General features: G+C 41.8%; 12 protein-coding genes and 1 tRNA gene. 12 read left to right on the forward strand and 1 reads right to left on the reverse strand.

Features of this window, described 5'->3' with window-relative positions:
• The first annotated feature begins 3 nt into the window (after positions 1 to 3).
• From ACTQ9S_RS07545 to ACTQ9S_RS07600, 12 genes are all read left to right on the forward strand, one after another.
• Positions 4 to 2202, forward strand: a complete 2199-nt coding sequence (locus ACTQ9S_RS07545) for a malate synthase G (protein WP_440454591.1) — start codon at positions 4 to 6, stop codon at positions 2200 to 2202.
• A gap of 575 nt (positions 2203 to 2777) precedes the next feature.
• Positions 2778 to 3890 carry a porin gene (locus ACTQ9S_RS07550; RefSeq protein ID WP_440454592.1) on the forward strand — a complete coding sequence of 371 codons (1113 nt, stop codon included), beginning with the start codon at positions 2778 to 2780 and terminating at the stop codon, positions 3888 to 3890.
• A 272-nt stretch (positions 3891 to 4162) separates the two neighbouring features.
• Entirely contained in the window at positions 4163 to 5284 is a 1122-nt protein-coding gene (locus ACTQ9S_RS07555) for a porin (protein WP_440454593.1), read from the forward strand.
• Between the two features lie 186 nt (positions 5285 to 5470).
• Positions 5471 to 7105 carry a CTP synthase gene (locus ACTQ9S_RS07560; RefSeq protein ID WP_351119295.1) on the forward strand — a complete coding sequence of 545 codons (1635 nt, stop codon included), beginning with the start codon at positions 5471 to 5473 and terminating at the stop codon, positions 7103 to 7105.
• A gap of 372 nt (positions 7106 to 7477) precedes the next feature.
• Positions 7478 to 8353, forward strand: a complete 876-nt coding sequence (gene kdsA, locus ACTQ9S_RS07565; protein WP_440454594.1) for a 3-deoxy-8-phosphooctulonate synthase — start codon at positions 7478 to 7480, stop codon at positions 8351 to 8353.
• Positions 8354 to 8389: 36 nt separating this feature from the next.
• On the forward strand, positions 8390 to 8644 hold the full coding sequence (locus ACTQ9S_RS07570) for a cation transporter (RefSeq protein ID WP_068328657.1): 255 nt from the start codon (positions 8390 to 8392) through the stop codon (positions 8642 to 8644).
• A 263-nt stretch (positions 8645 to 8907) separates the two neighbouring features.
• A complete protein-coding gene (locus ACTQ9S_RS07575; RefSeq protein ID WP_440454595.1) occupies positions 8908 to 9132 on the forward strand; it encodes a heavy-metal-associated domain-containing protein in 225 nt (74 codons plus the stop codon).
• Between the two features lie 288 nt (positions 9133 to 9420).
• Positions 9421 to 11769 (forward strand): heavy metal translocating P-type ATPase, encoded by a 2349-nt coding sequence (locus ACTQ9S_RS07580; RefSeq protein WP_440454596.1) that lies wholly within the window; start codon positions 9421 to 9423, stop codon positions 11767 to 11769.
• A gap of 323 nt (positions 11770 to 12092) precedes the next feature.
• Positions 12093 to 13409, forward strand: a complete 1317-nt coding sequence (eno, locus tag ACTQ9S_RS07585) for a phosphopyruvate hydratase (protein ID WP_068036849.1) — start codon at positions 12093 to 12095, stop codon at positions 13407 to 13409.
• 111 nt (positions 13410 to 13520) lie between these two features.
• Positions 13521 to 13829 (forward strand): FtsB family cell division protein, encoded by a 309-nt coding sequence (locus tag ACTQ9S_RS07590; protein ID WP_068036846.1) that lies wholly within the window; start codon positions 13521 to 13523, stop codon positions 13827 to 13829.
• 101 nt (positions 13830 to 13930) lie between these two features.
• The gene (gene ispD / locus ACTQ9S_RS07595; protein WP_440454647.1) at positions 13931 to 14707 is read left to right on the forward strand and encodes a 2-C-methyl-D-erythritol 4-phosphate cytidylyltransferase; all 777 of its coding nucleotides are present in this window, start codon (positions 13931 to 13933) and stop codon (positions 14705 to 14707) included.
• 447 nt (positions 14708 to 15154) lie between these two features.
• Positions 15155 to 15757 (forward strand): BLUF domain-containing protein, encoded by a 603-nt coding sequence (locus ACTQ9S_RS07600; RefSeq protein WP_440454597.1) that lies wholly within the window; start codon positions 15155 to 15157, stop codon positions 15755 to 15757.
• Between the two features lie 198 nt (positions 15758 to 15955).
• Here the strand turns inward: ACTQ9S_RS07600 and ACTQ9S_RS07605 are convergent.
• Positions 15956 to 16031 (reverse strand) — tRNA-Glu (locus tag ACTQ9S_RS07605).
• Positions 16032 to 16045: the final 14 nt, after the last annotated feature.

Raw genomic sequence — 16045 nt, forward strand, 5'->3', positions numbered from 1 at the left:
ACTATGAGCCAGACTTCTCACCCTAATCGTATCCAGAAAGGCATTCTTGCAATTGACCAGCAGATGTATGACTTTATTGAAAATGAAGTGCTACCTAAAGTTGGCGTTGATTCGGATAGTTATTGGTCAGGTTTTGAAAAGGTGGTCAAGGAGTTTATTCCGCGTAACAAAGCCCTGCTAGCCAAACGTGACAAAATCCAAGGTCAGATTGATCAATGGCATTTAGATAACCCTGCCAAAGATGGCGAAATTGATTATCCTGCCTATAAGACATTCTTACAAGAGATTGGTTACCTATTACCAGAAGGCGATGATTTTAAAGTAAGTACAGAAAACGTTGATGACGAGATTGCTCATATCGCAGGGCCACAGTTGGTAGTACCCGTACGAAATGCTCGCTATGCGCTCAATGCTACTAACGCACGCTGGGGCAGCCTGTATGATGCCTTATATGGTACTGATGTCATTAGCGATGAGAATGGTCAAGAAGCGACAGGTGGTTATAATCCTACTCGCGGCGCTGCCGTCGTCGCCTATGCCAAGCAGTTCCTAGATGATAGCTTTGCGCTAGCATCAGGCTCATATAATGATGTTACTGGCTTTAAAGTAGTGGATGGTAAGCTTGAGATTGCTCAAGGTGATAGCAGCACGCAGCTGCAAGATCCAGCTAAGTTTTTCGGTTATGTTGGCGAGGTAGACAGTCCTACTGGTATTTTGTTAAAGAATAATAATTTACATGCTGAAATCCAAATCGATGCTAATAATCCAGTTGGTAAAGATGACCCAGCCAATATCAAAGATGTATTGCTTGAGTCAGCGATTACCGCTATTCAAGATTGTGAAGACTCTATCGCTGCCGTAGATGCAGAAGAAAAAGTCGAGGTCTATCGCAATTGGCTCGGTCTTATGAATGGCGACTTGCAAGAGACTTTTGAAAAAGGCGGCAAGACCCGTACTCGTAAACAAAACCCAGATCGTGAATACACCACGCCAGAAGGCGGTAAGCTTATATTGCCAGGTCGCTCATTATTATTAATCCGTAATGTCGGTCACTTGATGCAAAACCCTGCAATTTTGGTCGATTTGGGCAATGGTCAAGAAGAAATTTTTGAAGGATTAATGGATGGCTTAATTACGCCGTTACTATCCTTAAACGACATCAAAGGTAGGAACAAGCTATCAAACTCCCGCAAGGGCTCAATGTATATCGTCAAGCCAAAAATGCATGGTCCTGAAGAAGTGAAGTTTGCTAATGACTTATTCAATGCTTCAGAAGACTTATTAGGCTTAGAGCGTAACACTCTCAAAATCGGTATCATGGATGAGGAGCGCCGTATGACGGTCAACCTCAAAGAAGCCATTCGTCAAGCTAAAGAGCGCGTTATCTTTATTAATACAGGCTTCTTAGATCGTACTGGTGATGAGATGCATACCAGTATGAATGCAGGACCATTCGTGCGTAAAGGTGATATGAAGTCACAAGCATGGCAACCTGCATATGAGCAATGGAACGTTGATATCGGTCTAGAGACTGGTCTACAAGGTCATGCTCAAATCGGTAAAGGTATGTGGGCAAAGCCTGATGAGATGAAAGAGATGATGGACACTAAGGCAGCTCATCCACAATCGGGCGCCAATACAGCATGGGTACCATCACCGACAGGCGCAACCTTACACAGCATGCATTATCATCAAGTGAACGTCGCTGACGTCCAAGACAGTCTAAAGTCACGCAAACGTGCAAGTTTAGATGATATTTTGACCATTCCATTAGCCAAAGACACCAACTGGACAGACGAAGAAAAGCAGCAAGAGCTTGAGAATAACGCTCAGGGCATCTTAGGCTACGTTGTACGCTGGGTAAACCAAGGTGTTGGCTGTTCTAAAGTACCGGATATTAATGATGTCGGCCTAATGGAAGACCGCGCGACTCTACGTATCTCAAGTCAACATATCGCCAACTGGTTACACCATAACGTAGTCAGTGAGCAACAGGTGATGGATGCGATGAAGCGTATGGCAAAAGTCGTCGATGAGCAAAATACTGGCGATGCTGATTATCAGCCGATGGCTACTGACTTCGAACATTCGTACGCATTCAAAGCAGCATGTGACTTGGTATTCAAAGGTTGTGAGCAGCCTAATGGCTATACTGAGCCATTATTGCATCAAGCACGTCTTGACCTAAAAGCTGGCGCATAACTCAACTAAATAGAGAGATCAGACTTTATTGCTTCAATAATGAAACAATATTTATCAAAATACGCTTAATTTAAAAATATTTATTTAGGTTTCTTTAGCTAGTGAGCATCAATAATTAGCTCTGAGTAAGTAGTTTTACTAATTATCTTCATAAGTAGCGCCACTAGTCGTTTCAACGGCTAGTGGCGTTTTTTATGCTTTTAAATTTAGATTAATGAATATTTGTCGTATTTAATCTCACTTTGATTTTTTTTAAAATCTGTAATTAAACGCTAAAAAAGATGTTGCAAATTATGTCAAAGTTGTTATGCTTGTACTCGAAGTATGAGTTTGGTAACGGATGTTACACACTAGAGCAATAAAGACCTAAGTTTACATGGCAGTTACTTTTTCGGTCCCATTCATGTAAGTCATGGTTTTTTATCTTACGGTAATAGAAATTCGCCACACTTGTTCCTGACTAATCTCGGTAGCCAGTTACACATTATATCTTTGAGGATTTGTGACGATACCATTATGAGCACCAGCTAATAATAGCTAGCTTATTACTAAAATTGTAAAGTGGAGATACCCCCATGAAAAAACTACTTTTAGCTACAGCAGTTGCTGCCCTATCTGTATCTGCAGCAAACGCAGCGCCGACTCTGTATGGTAAAGCATTCGTAACTGCCGACTATGTAAACGCCGAATTTGACGGTGAAGATATGGTTGGTGAAGTAAATCTAAACGAAGATGAGAGTTCAGTACAAATCAACTCAAATATTTCACGTTTGGGCTTTAAAGGCTCTGAAGCAATGACTGCTAACACTGATGTTATTTATCAGTTAGAGTATGGCATCAACATCGATGACAGTGGCAGTGACAACATTGGTTTTAAAAGCCGTGATACTTACCTTGGTCTAGATAACAAAAGCTATGGTCAGTTCCGCTTTGGTCGTAACTACTCAGTATCTGATTATATCAACAACGTAACGGTTACTGAAGGATACTGGGATAACCTAGGCGTTAGTTCATTAAGCGATGACGATACGTTGACTGATGCATTGACGCTAACTGATGGTGGTCGTGTAAACAATTCTATCGTCTGGATCGCACCTAAATATAATGGCTTACCATTACAGCTTGCACTACAGTACAGTGCTGATGAGCGCTTTGTATCTGACAATAATGACCGTGACAGTGGTTTTGGTGCTTCATTGATGTTTGACCAAGGTACAGGCTTCACAGCTGGTATTGCTTATGACAAAGATATGAGTATTAGTGGTGAGATCCTTCGTGGTAGTGCGACTGTTGATCTAGGCAAATATATGGCAGCGCCAGTTACTCTAGGTGCTCTATATCAACAAGCTGACTATGATGGTGCAGACGAAGAAGACGGTTTGGTACTAAGTGCTGAAATGGGTCTAACTAACTTTGCTCGTCCTGCTTCTGTCTATGCCCAATACAATAAGACTGAAAACTTAGGTGGTCTAACTGACAACGATTCAGATCAAATCGTTGTAGGCGGCAAATACATGTTCAAAGACAACATGATTGCTCATGCCTATGTTGGTAACAACTCAGCTGATTTAAATAATGGTCTTTTCGTTGTAAGAGGTCAGGATAGCGACGGTGAAGATATGTTCACTGCTGCACGTGGCGATGCTGATGTATTTGTTATCGGTGGTGGTCTAGAATACAAATTCTAATTTAAATATTAGAATTTGAATCTAAAAAACTCATCCTTCGGGGTGGGTTTTTTTTTGACAAAAACAGGAAGTTCTAGACCAGTATGGCAGTTATCTCAATAATTACAGTTGTGTAAATTTGGATTTTTTCATCTTACGGTAATATAAATTTGCTATCCTAGTGTCTGAACAGTTTCAATAGCTCGTTATATAGTATGGCTATAACGACACCATTATATATACCAGCCAATCTTAGCCAACTTATCACTCAAATCATAAAGTGGAGATATCCTTTGAAAAAACTACTTTTAGCCTCAGCAATTGCAATGCTATCAGTTTCTACTGTTCAGGCCGCACCAACCGTTTACGGCAAAGCATTCGTGACTACTAATTATGTCGATGCTGAACTTAATCGCCAGTCTATGGATATTCCCAACGACGCCATCAATGTCAATGAAGATAACAGTTCAGTACAAGTCAGCTCACATTCTTCACGTCTAGGATTTAAAGGATCTGAGGCGATAACGGCCAATACTGATGTCATTTATCAATTAGAATACGGTATCAAAATTGATGATAGTGGTAGTAGTAACATTGGTTTTAAAAGCCGTGACACATATCTTGGTTTAAAGAATAAAGACTATGGGCAATTTCGCTTCGGTCGCAATTATTCAGTTTCTGATTATATTAACAACGTAACCGTCAATGAAGGTTATTGGGATAATATTGGCTCAAGCTCTCTTAGTGATGGAGGCACACTTAGTGAAGCGCTAACCTTGACTGATGGTGAACGTATCAATAATTCAATCGTGTGGATTGCGCCTAAGTATAACGGCTTACCATTAGAGCTTGCGCTACAGTACAGTGCTGATGAAGCTTTTGTAACTGATAACGATGATCGCGATAGTGGCTTTGGTGCTTCATTAATGTTCGATCCAGGTACGGGCTTTACTGCTGGTGTTGCTTATGACAAAGACATGAGTACTAATGGTGAAATGCTTCGTGGCAGTGCTAGTGTCGATCTCAGTAAATACGTTGCTGCTCCTGTTACTTTAGGCACTTTGTATCAACAAGTAGACTTTGATGGTTATGATGATGAAGAGAAGGGTCTAGTCGTAAGTGCTGAAATGGGTTTAACCAACTTCGCTCGTCCAGCCTCTGTCTATCTCCAATATGATAAGACGGATAACTTAGGTGGCCTTAGTGGCAATGATTCAGATCAAATCGTATTAGGTGGCAAATACATGTTTAAAGACAACATTATTGCGCATGCCTATGTTGGCAAAAACTCTGCTGATTTGGAAAATGGTCTTCTCGTTGTTAGAAACAATGATGATGATACTACTGATCTAGTTCAAGCTCGTGGCGATGCCGATGTACTTGCTATCGGTGGCGGTCTAGAATATAAATTCTAGATCAAAACATTGCATAGCTAGCATGCTAAAAGACTCATCCTTCGGGGTGGGTTTTTTTCATTGTGCCAACATTAATAGGGAAACAACCAGCAAAATCTAATAGTTTAAAAGTCTTTAAGCTTTTGCCCTATATTTTATGGCGCATTTTTAGTAAAATCCTCTTTTACCAATTACCGATAGAGTACTATGACCAAGTTTATATTTGTGACCGGTGGGGTAGTGTCCTCACTAGGGAAAGGTATTACCGCAGCTTCCCTTGCTGCGATACTCGAAGCGCGCGGCGTGAGTGTAACAATGACCAAGATGGATCCGTATATTAACGTTGATCCAGGTACGATGAGTCCGTTCCAGCATGGCGAGGTGTTCGTCACTGAAGATGGTGCGGAGACGGATTTAGATTTGGGTTATTATGAGCGTTTTTTACGCCATTCCAAGATGAGTAAGAGTAACAACTTTACCAGTGGTCGCATCTATCAGAATGTCCTGAATAAAGAGCGCCGCGGTGAGTATCTAGGTGGTACGGTACAGGTTATTCCACATATCACTGATGAGATTAAGAGTAAAATCTTAGCCAGTGGTGTGGGCTATGATATCGCCATTATTGAGATTGGCGGGACGGTCGGTGACATCGAGTCACTACCTTTTATGGAAGCCGTACGCCAGATGCAAGTAGAGCTTGGTCGCAATAGAGCCATGTTGATGCATTTGACGCTAGTACCTTATATTGCCAGTGCCGGCGAGACCAAAACTAAGCCTACTCAGCATTCAGTCAAAGAGCTGCGTTCTATTGGCTTGCAGCCTGATATTTTAATCTGTCGCTCTGACCATCATATCTCGCAAGATAATCGCCGTAAGATTGCATTGTTTACTAACGTTGAAGAACGTGCAGTCATCATGTGTGAAGATGCGCAAAGCATCTATCAAATACCGCGTACCCTTCATGAGCAAGATCTTGATGATCTAATCTGCGAGCGTTTCGGTCTTGATGTACCTGAAGCAGATTTAAGCGATTGGGACAAAGTGGTTGAAGCCCAGCTCAATCCTGAATCAACGGTTACTGTAGCGATGGTTGGCAAATATGTCGAATTGCCTGATGCCTATAAGTCTATCAACGAGGCGTTGCTACACGCAGGTATTACGCATAAGGCAGACGTTAAGATTGATTATATCGATGCTGAGCGTTTAGAAGATGATGACAGTTTATTGGCGCAGCTAAATAATGCTGATGCCATCTTGGTACCAGGTGGTTTTGGAGAGCGCGGTACCAATGGTAAGATAAAAGCCATCACTTACGCTCGTGAGAACAACGTGCCTTATCTAGGTATCTGCCTTGGTATGCAGTTAGCTGTAATTGAGTATGCGCGTAATGTACTTAAAATTGATGCCAATTCTTCTGAGTTTGATCGCAAGACCGCTGAGCCTATCATTGGTCTGATTACTGAGTGGTTAGATGAGCGCGGCGAGCTACAGATTCGTAGTGATGACTCAGATCTTGGTGGCACTATGCGTTTGGGTGCTCAGCAAGCTGAACTGGTTGCTGGTAGCAAGCTGAGCCAAATCTATGGCGCAAGCAATATCACTGAGCGTCATCGCCATCGTTATGAGATGAACAATCGTTATATCGAACCATTAGAGCAAGCAGGCATGACCATATCAGGGTATTCTGCTAAGCAACATTTGGTTGAGTCGGTTGAGGTTGCTGATCATCCATGGTTTATCGCGGTTCAGTTCCACCCTGAATTTACCAGCTCACCGCGTGGTGGTCACCCACTGTTTAACAGTTTTGTTAAAGCTGCAAAAAATTATAGCGAAACTAGGTAATGGCATAATCATTACAGCTTTATCCACAATAAAAAAAGACTAATCTTTGGATTGGTCTTTTTTTGAATCATGTTTTTGTGACACTGGAGTTTTAACGCTATAGTCAGGTCAATATAAAAGATATACAGGGGGACTGGTATAAATTTTTTGTAGCCTCTGTCTGCGTAGGCACAGCAAGCAAGAAAAGTTTGTACCAGTCACGCATCATAATGTCATGTATCCATTTTATTTAGTATCGACTATATGACGTTCGTGATGATTTATTGATGACTATCGATTTTGTCTAATTACGCTTGTACACTTTTTTTAATTGGGCTATCGGTTACAATATGGGATAGCATTATAAATAACAATAAAGAGGGCAATGACTTCATGGATAATTTATTAACAGCGCAATCACATATTAAGCTTACTACTCCTAATAACAATACGATTAATATTGGTAACTATCAGCCGTTTGTATTGTTCGGTGGTATGAATGTCTTAGAGTCCAAAGAATTAGCGTTTGAAATTGCTGAGCAGTATGTCGAGATATGCCAGCGTTTGGGCATCGGCTATGTATTCAAAGCCAGCTTTGATAAAGCCAATCGCTCGAGCCTACATTCGTATCGAGGCCCTGGGTTAGAGCAAGGTATTGATTGGCTAGGGCAAATTAAAGAGAAGTTCCAAGTGCCGATCATTACTGATGTGCACGAACCATATCAAGCAGCGCCCGTCGCTGAGGTTGCCGATATTATCCAGCTTCCTGCATTTTTATCGCGTCAGACTGACTTGGTACATGCGATGGCTAAGACAGACGCTATCATCAATATTAAAAAAGCGCAGTTTTTAGCCCCGCACGAGATGCGTCATATCGTTAATAAATGCCTCGAAGGTGGAAACGATAAGCTTATCCTTTGTGAGCGCGGTAGTGCCTTTGGTTATAATAATCTAGTTGTTGATATGCTGGGCTTTGATACCATGAAGCAGATGGATATTCCAGTATTCTTTGATGTGACACATAGCTTACAGCAGCCGGGTGCACGTAGTGATAGTGCAGGTGGACGTCGTGAGCAAATAACGACGCTTGCCCGTGCAGGTATGGCAACAGGACTAGCAGGGCTGTTTTTAGAAGCGCATCCAAGCCCAGAAACGGCAAAGTGTGACGGCCCATGTGCATTGCGTATGAGTCAACTAGAGCCATTCTTACGTCAGCTGAAGCAGATTGATGATTTGGTCAAAGGCTTTGAGGTATTAGATACTCATTAATGCAGTCAATGTAGGAAACGATAAGAGGGTAAGATAATGGCCATTCAAATTGCACAGGTAAGTATTGAAAATATCGATGATGCTGAAGGTCTAGATAGTGTGATGATTGCTCTTAAGAATATTACAGGGGTAATCGCGATCGAGCTCGATCCTGATAAAGACATTGCTACCGTAAGCTACGATGATACCGATACCAGTATTCATGCCTTAACTGCCGCAATTAGCATGGTCGATTATGTTACCCAGCCGTTTCCTATTGATGCACCGCAAAATCCACATCATCATGATTAGATATTGCTTGCAGGTTTTGCCCTAGAATATGAGATGTTACTTATCGTTTTGGCACAAATTTATGGTTCTGTTAATAAAGTGATAACCAAGGAGTCTTGTTGTTAACGACAATACGGATTATGCTGATTAAGTATTGTTTTTATAAAACTTTAAAAGACAGTTATTTTAAAAATTAGTCTTTAGAAAATAACTATAAAAGCAGTTTATTTACTTATAAAAACATTCATTTATAAAAACTCATTTACAAGAATAAGGAACCTAACATGGCAGACCAAACACGTATTATTAAAATTGATGGCATGACTTGTGGTGGCTGTGTGGCAAGCGTCCATAATGCCACCGCCGATATCGATGGTTTAGATGATATCAGTATCGAGCTTGCAGCCAATCAAGCGACGGTAACCTTTGACGATAGCAAAACAAGTGCAGAAGCTATTGCATCTGCTATCGACGAAGCTGGATTTGATGCGACCGTCGCTAACTCTTAAGTATTGTCGTTTATGTAAGAAAACCAGCTATCATGGCTGGTTTTTTAATGGATATTTAAATTAACCGTGGTTATGAATATGGGGTTGCTTCTGTAACTTCACTGGCTTGCTGTTATTGATTTGCAGAGAGCATCTGACTTGAATAGACAGCAGTCGTAACCATTTAATATTAACACTGATATTTAATTTTAGAATGTCCTACTTGTTTCATTTAGATTTCCCATCCACTGATATTTTTATTGCTCATACGAATTTATAAACGCTATAACGCAATGACGAGTTCTATTTATGAATGATTCTACCCGTACCGCCAATGACCAGTCCTATGATGTTGAGACTGATATTCAGTCTAATACGACGCTCGAGCCCGAGCGTGCACACCTGCAACTGGCCATTGATGGAATGACATGTCAGGCTTGTGCCTCACGCATCGAGAAGGTACTTAATAAAAAGCCGTCGGTATATGAGGTGAGTGTAAACTTCGCTGGCGAGACCGCCAATGTAGATTACGATCCGACGCAGACCACGCCCGAGCAAGTCACGGATTGGGTAAATAAGACGGGTTTCGTTGCAAACTTGCAGGCAGGTGATAGCTTGTTTGCGAAAACAGATAAAGATACGGCGACTGAATACCCATGGCGACTGATTGGGTTATGGATTTGCTTGGTGCCATTTTTAGTTGGTATGGCAGGCATGCTTTTCGGTCAGGGTATGTCATGGATGCTACCGGTCTGGATGCAGTTTGTCTTAGCGACAATTGTACAATTTGGACTGGCGTTACCATTTTATAAAAGCGCTTGGGCGTCAATCAAAGGTGGTCTTGCCAATATGGATGTGCTGGTCGTCATCGGTACGGTAACCATTTGGGCATACTCAACTTATTTATGGCTCACTCATGGCGATGGTACTTTAAACAGTCTATTGCAAAGTGGTCACGGTGCGGATGGCGGTCCTGCTGTGTATTTTGAAGCAGGGGTGATGGTCATTGCGTTTGTTCGTACGGGTAAATATCTTGAAGAGCGCACCAAAAAGCACAGCCTTAATAGTATTGATTTATTATTGTCATTAACTCCTGATGAAGTCGAGCAACAGCAGCCGAATGGCGACTTTCATAATGTTGCCCTGCAAGATGTGCAGATTGGTAATATTTTGCGCGCTAAGCAAGGGAGTCGCGTGGCAACTGACGGTATGGTTATCGGTGGCAGTGGTTGGTGTGTGGAGAGTCATTTAACTGGTGAGTCAGTACCACTCAAAAAAGAAGAGGGCGATGGACTACTAGCAGGCGCTCTAGTCGAAAACGGCAGCTTACTATATCGCGTCAGTGCTAAAGGTAGTGATACGAAGCTTGGTGATATGGTACAGGCGCTCAGTGATGCGCAAGGCTCAAAAGCCAATTTAGCGCGACTTGCCGATAGAGTAACGGCAGTATTTGTCCCAGTCGTAGTGGCTATTGCTATTGTCACTTTTGGACTGACATGGTGGTTGACCGGTATGATTGATACCGCCTTAATGCATGCAGTGTCTGTCTTAGTCATTGCCTGTCCATGTGCGCTTGGTTTGGCCACGCCAGCGGCTATTATGGCTGGCATGGGTGTCGCTGCGCGTCATGGCGTTTGGTTTAAAGATGCGCAAAGCCTAGAAGCTGCAGGTAATATCGACACTGTTGTCTTAGATAAGACTGGCACATTGACTATCGGTAAGCCTACTATCGTGGACAATGTGATGGTAGATAAGTTGCTTGCCGTTGATGATGTCTTACAGATTGCCGCGAGCGTTGAGGCGCATGCCAGCCACCCCTTAGCGACTGCGCTTATCAATGCGGCTACCGAGCGAAACTTACCATTAATGAATGTGATTGATATTAGCGTCATCAAAGGCGCTGGTATACAAGCAAATATCGAAGGTTTAGGTCTTGTAAAAGTCGGTACGGCAGAGTTTGCTAACTTGACGTTGCCAAAGCTGATGCCAAAGGTATGGCAAATTGCTAGTACCGTTGCGATTAGTATTAATGATGAGCCGCTTGGTGCTTTTGCCCTTGCTGATGACTTAAAGGCTGATACGCCGCAAGCCATTACTGCGCTACAAGATTCTGGTATCAATGTCATTTTGATGAGTGGTGATAAGCAGTCCGTCGTCGATCATGTGGCAGGGCAGCTGGGTATTGAACAAGCTTACGGTAAAATGAGTCCCCGTGATAAAGCAAGCCAAATTGCCTTATTGCAAACCGCTGGTCATAAAGTTGCGATGGCAGGTGATGGTGTCAACGATGCGCCAGCGATGGCAACAGCGGATGCCAGCTTTGCCATGTTTGAGGGTACTGATGTTGCTCAGCATAGCGCCTCTGCACGCTTGATGGGCGAGTCGCTCATGCATATCGATGCTGCGCAAAAAATTGCTCAAGCAACACTGCGTAATATCAAGCAAAATTTGTTTTTTGCTTTTATCTATAATTGCCTTGGTATTCCGCTTGCCGCTTTTGGCTTTTTAAACCCTATGATTGCCGCCGCCGCTATGGCGCTTAGCTCCATTTCAGTATTAATGAATGCGTTACGATTGACACGATTTAAAACAGAGGTGGAGCTACATAATACGGTATCTCCATCTGATATGGAAACGCAAAGCTCAGCGAAGATATAAATATCATATCGTCTTTGATATTATATGCACTTAAACGAGACTATAACCGCTAGCATCATTACTTATGTTTGATTTTATGGGCGCAAGTTGGTGTAAGATAAGGGAAGTTTGGCGAAATATATGCTATTATGCCAAGCACTATAGCCAAGTATTTGATGCACCAATTAGACATTCAAAGATGTCAAAAAGTAGCTGGCTGTATAGATGTCTAAAGTAACTTTAGACACGTGTGCTATATGATATTTTGCTTTATCTTTTTTTGTATTCTAGTTGCCGTTATTTATCCCACAAACTTGGCATGACCAAAGGAATTAACAGACATTATGTACGCTGAAGAAACCAACAACGTCACCGCAATTAAAGACATTCGCGCTCGTGAGATTTTAGACTCGCGCGGTAACCCAACGATTGAAGCCGATGTAATTTTAGCCGATGGTACTATCGGCCGTGCTGCTGCTCCAAGCGGTGCTTCTACTGGCTCACGTGAGGCGCTCGAGCTGCGTGATGGCGACAAAGATCGCTATATGGGTAAAGGCGTTAAAAAAGCCGTTGCCAACGTTAATAGCCAGATTCGCAGTGCTTTGGTAGATAAAGATGTCACAGAGCAGCAAGGTATCGATGACGCTATGATTGCGTTAGATGGTACAGAAAACAAAGATAGCCTTGGTGCTAATGCGATGCTGGCCGTATCACTAGCGACTGCAAAAGCTGCTGCTAAGTCACAAAATCTGCCATTACATCAATACATTGCCAACTTACGTAATCAGACGTCGCTGACGATGCCTGTACCGATGATGAACATCTTAAACGGTGGCGAGCATGCGGATAATACGGTTGATATCCAAGAGTTTATGATTGAGCCAGTTGGTTTCACCAGCTTCTCAGAAGCGCTGCGTGCTGGTACGGAGATTTTCCATAGCTTAAAGTCTGTTTTGAAATCACAAGGCTTGAATACAGCAGTCGGCGATGAAGGCGGCTTTGCACCGAACTTACGTAGCAATGAAGAAGCTATCACTGTTATCATGCAGGCGATTGAGCAAGTTGGCTATAAAGCGGGTGAAGATATTCATTTGGCTTTAGACTGTGCTGCTAGCGAGTTCTATAAAGATGGTCAATACATCTTGGCAGGCGAGGGCAATAAGGCTTTCGATAGTCAAGGATTCTCCGACTATTTAGTTGGATTGGCACGTCAATATCCTATTATCTCTATCGAAGACGGTCTTGATGAGTCAGATTGGGATGGTTGGAAGTATTTGACTGAGCAGATTGGTGATAAGGTTCAGTTGGTTGGTGATGATTTATTTGTGACCAATCCTGCTATTTTACAAGAAGGTATTGATAAGCATATCGCCAATGCAATTTTGATTAAGTTTAACCAAATTGGTACATTATCAGAAACGTTAGATGCGATTTACCTTGCCAAGAAAAATGGCTATGCAACGATTATCTCGCATCGTTCAGGTGAAACTGAAGATAGTACTATTGCAGATTTAGCGGTTGGTACTGCTGCTGGTCAGATCAAAACTGGCTCACTATGCCGTTCAGATCGCGTCGCGAAATATAATCAGTTGCTACGTATCGAACAACAAGTCCGTGCAAGCTATCGTGGTCGTGAAGAGTTCATTGGTCTACGTGGTTAAGAACCTGAACTTATAGCTAAAGCTAGGCGATATATCATTATTTGTATTTCGCCTAGCAAGTTTAGTTAATGTCCATTTTATTATCTCTATATGGTTTGGCGTTATCACTTTATGAAATACTTAAGCCAATTTATATTACTCGCTCTAGCTGTTGCAGTACTTTTGGGTCTGCAATATCAGTATTGGCTGGGTGAAAATGGTCGCTTTGAGCGCAACAAACTGTTAACTCAAATTGAAGATCAGCAGCGCTTGAATGACAATCAAGTGGCGGCAAACAACCTGTTACGTACCGATGTCCATGATTTAAAAAATGGTCTTGAAGCAGTAGAAGAGCATGCTCGTTTAGATTTGGGCTTGATTAAGCCAAATGAGACTTTTGTACAAGTATCAACCGCACCAACCACGCACAGCCGCTATTGATTTCCTAAAGATTTATCTTCTTCTCTTACCTACAATAGAGACGTTGTACATCTTAAACTATTCACTTCTCCTAGCTTTGATTTTTGTCTAACCATACTGTCATGGGCTCAAACCATGAGTACTACCTTATGAATACTATACCTCGTATACATGCCATGATCGTCGCTGCTGGTCGCGGTAGTCGTTTTGGTGCGTCTATAGCCAAGCAATATATCCAGCTGCAAGATCAGACGCTGCTACAGCATAGTGTGGCAAGGCTTGCGTGTAGTACTTATATTGATAAGTGCTTATTGGTAATAGCGGCAGATGACAGCACAGCACAGACGTTAGATTTTGCACTTCCTATACATTATGCTGTCGGTGGAATTGAGCGTTGGCAGTCAGTACAGGCAGGGGTAGAGGCCATCAGTAATGCAGGTGCTAAGGATTCAGATCTAGTGCTGATACATGATGCTGCGCGTCCTGCTGTGCCCAGTCATGATATCGTTCAAGTTATTGAAGCGGCGATACTAGAGCCTTATGGCGCTATTTTAGCCACACCTGTGGCTGATACCCTAAAAGAGTCCTATCTCCAGTCTACTGCCCAATCTGAGCTCGTAGATAATACAATAAGTAGCAGCACACATCCTTATGCTAAACGTACTATCGACCGTAGCAATGTGTGGCAAGCACAAACCCCGCAAGTCTTTCGACTAGATCAGCTGCAGAAAGTACTAGCATATGTCGCTGAACATCAACTAGCTATTACCGATGAAGCCAGTGCTTTCGAACACTTACAGCTGCCTATTCGACTCGTTACTGGCAGTCGTCAAAATATCAAAGTTACCTATCCTGAAGATGCTACGTTGCTAGCCGCTATTCTCAACGCTCAAAGCTAGACCGTTGTATTAACGAAGCTTTTTTATAAATAGAATTCGTTAATACCACCCTTCCTATTTGTTCTCTGGTCTTTTAGCTTTCTTATTGTAAGCACTCCTTATTCACAACTAACTCTCAATAGATTGTGTTGTCAAAATTTTTTATTCAACATATTCTTGGTTTTAACCATCTCAACCCTTTAAATATCAACCTTTCCGAATATAATAGAAGATGAAAAATTGTTTAGTTACAATAATTTATTGTTGTATTAACGTAATAAGTTGCTTAGTTGACCTAACTGCCTTATGATGTAACCAAGTTAATACAATTAATAATAAAAACTTATAATATCAATAATATGACAAGGCATAAAAATTCTGTTTTCTGTCTTATTTATTATATTTTAAAGTCTATAGGCGTTTATTCGTCTAATGTTAAGGGGCATTTGATTGTCGCACGTTACTACTATGAACCATTTAGAAGAGATTGATCTTTACCAGTTTGTATATGTTAGCCGGATTACTTCAACGGGGCTATCTGGCGCTAGCACACTAAATGATATTGCTGAAATTTCTATAAAAAATAATAAAGATGATGATATTACTGGTGTACTTTGCTATGGCAATGGATACTTTTTCCAATGTGTAGAGGGTACAGAGCAAGTATTAACTAATTTGAAAAATCGATTACTCATGGATGATAGGCATAAAGATATCCAAACTTTAGATTTCTGTGCGATTAGCGAGCGCGGATTTACTGGTTGTTCATTACGCTCCATCATACTTGAACGTTGGATGATCAGTGATCCTAAAGCCAAGGCACTTATGCCTTTTAAACCCTATAACTGGGCTCCTAATGAGTGGAAACAATTTTTGAAAATTTTGAAAGGTTATTACAAAGAGCAAGAAAAGACAGGTGAAGTCGATGCTCAGCCAATTAAGTACAATGCACTAGGTTTAACATTAGGTAAAGTTGTGGGGCAGCATCAAGCTTTTTTCTTAATTCAAACTGTATTGGGTGCGCTAATCATATTGGCATTATTATGGTTTATGCTATCTGATAAATTCTAATAAAGTATTGATTCTTAGTGTTCTATAATAAAAGCCAGCGTCCTGCTGGCTTTTTGTGTTGTGTATATCTGGTTATGTTATCTACGTCTGGAATAATGCGATTACTAGAAAAAGATAGGCATAAAAAAACCCGTAAAATCTATAAAATTTTACGGGTTTCAAAAGTGCTAAAACAATTACTAATAGCGCTTTAATATGTGGCGTCCCCAGGGGGATTCGAACCCCCGTTACCGCCGTGAAAGGGCGGTGTCCTAGGCCTCTAGACGATGGGGACTAGGTACTGCACCT

Origin of the sequence: Psychrobacter sp. ASPA161_9 (assembly GCF_051970275.1) — a bacterium.
GTDB lineage: Bacteria > Pseudomonadota > Gammaproteobacteria > Pseudomonadales > Moraxellaceae > Psychrobacter.

Bases quoted from the DNA above. Each gene is read 5' to 3' on its own strand.
- ACTQ9S_RS07545 (WP_440454591.1), top strand. From the start codon at position 4: ATGAGCCAGACTTCTCACCCTAATCGTATCCAGAAAGGCATTCTTGCA.
- ACTQ9S_RS07550 (WP_440454592.1), top strand. From the start codon at position 2,778: ATGAAAAAACTACTTTTAGCTACAGCAGTTGCTGCCCTATCTGTATCT.
- ACTQ9S_RS07560 (WP_351119295.1), top strand. From the start codon at position 5,471: ATGACCAAGTTTATATTTGTGACCGGTGGGGTAGTGTCCTCACTAGGG.
- kdsA (WP_440454594.1), top strand. From the start codon at position 7,478: ATGGATAATTTATTAACAGCGCAATCACATATTAAGCTTACTACTCCT.
- ACTQ9S_RS07570 (WP_068328657.1), top strand. From the start codon at position 8,390: ATGGCCATTCAAATTGCACAGGTAAGTATTGAAAATATCGATGATGCT.
- ACTQ9S_RS07575 (WP_440454595.1), top strand. From the start codon at position 8,908: ATGGCAGACCAAACACGTATTATTAAAATTGATGGCATGACTTGTGGT.
- ACTQ9S_RS07580 (WP_440454596.1), top strand. From the start codon at position 9,421: ATGAATGATTCTACCCGTACCGCCAATGACCAGTCCTATGATGTTGAG.
- eno (WP_068036849.1), top strand. From the start codon at position 12,093: ATGTACGCTGAAGAAACCAACAACGTCACCGCAATTAAAGACATTCGC.
- ACTQ9S_RS07590 (WP_068036846.1), top strand. From the start codon at position 13,521: ATGAAATACTTAAGCCAATTTATATTACTCGCTCTAGCTGTTGCAGTA.
- ispD (WP_440454647.1), top strand. From the start codon at position 13,931: ATGGGCTCAAACCATGAGTACTACCTTATGAATACTATACCTCGTATA.
- ACTQ9S_RS07600 (WP_440454597.1), top strand. From the start codon at position 15,155: ATGAACCATTTAGAAGAGATTGATCTTTACCAGTTTGTATATGTTAGC.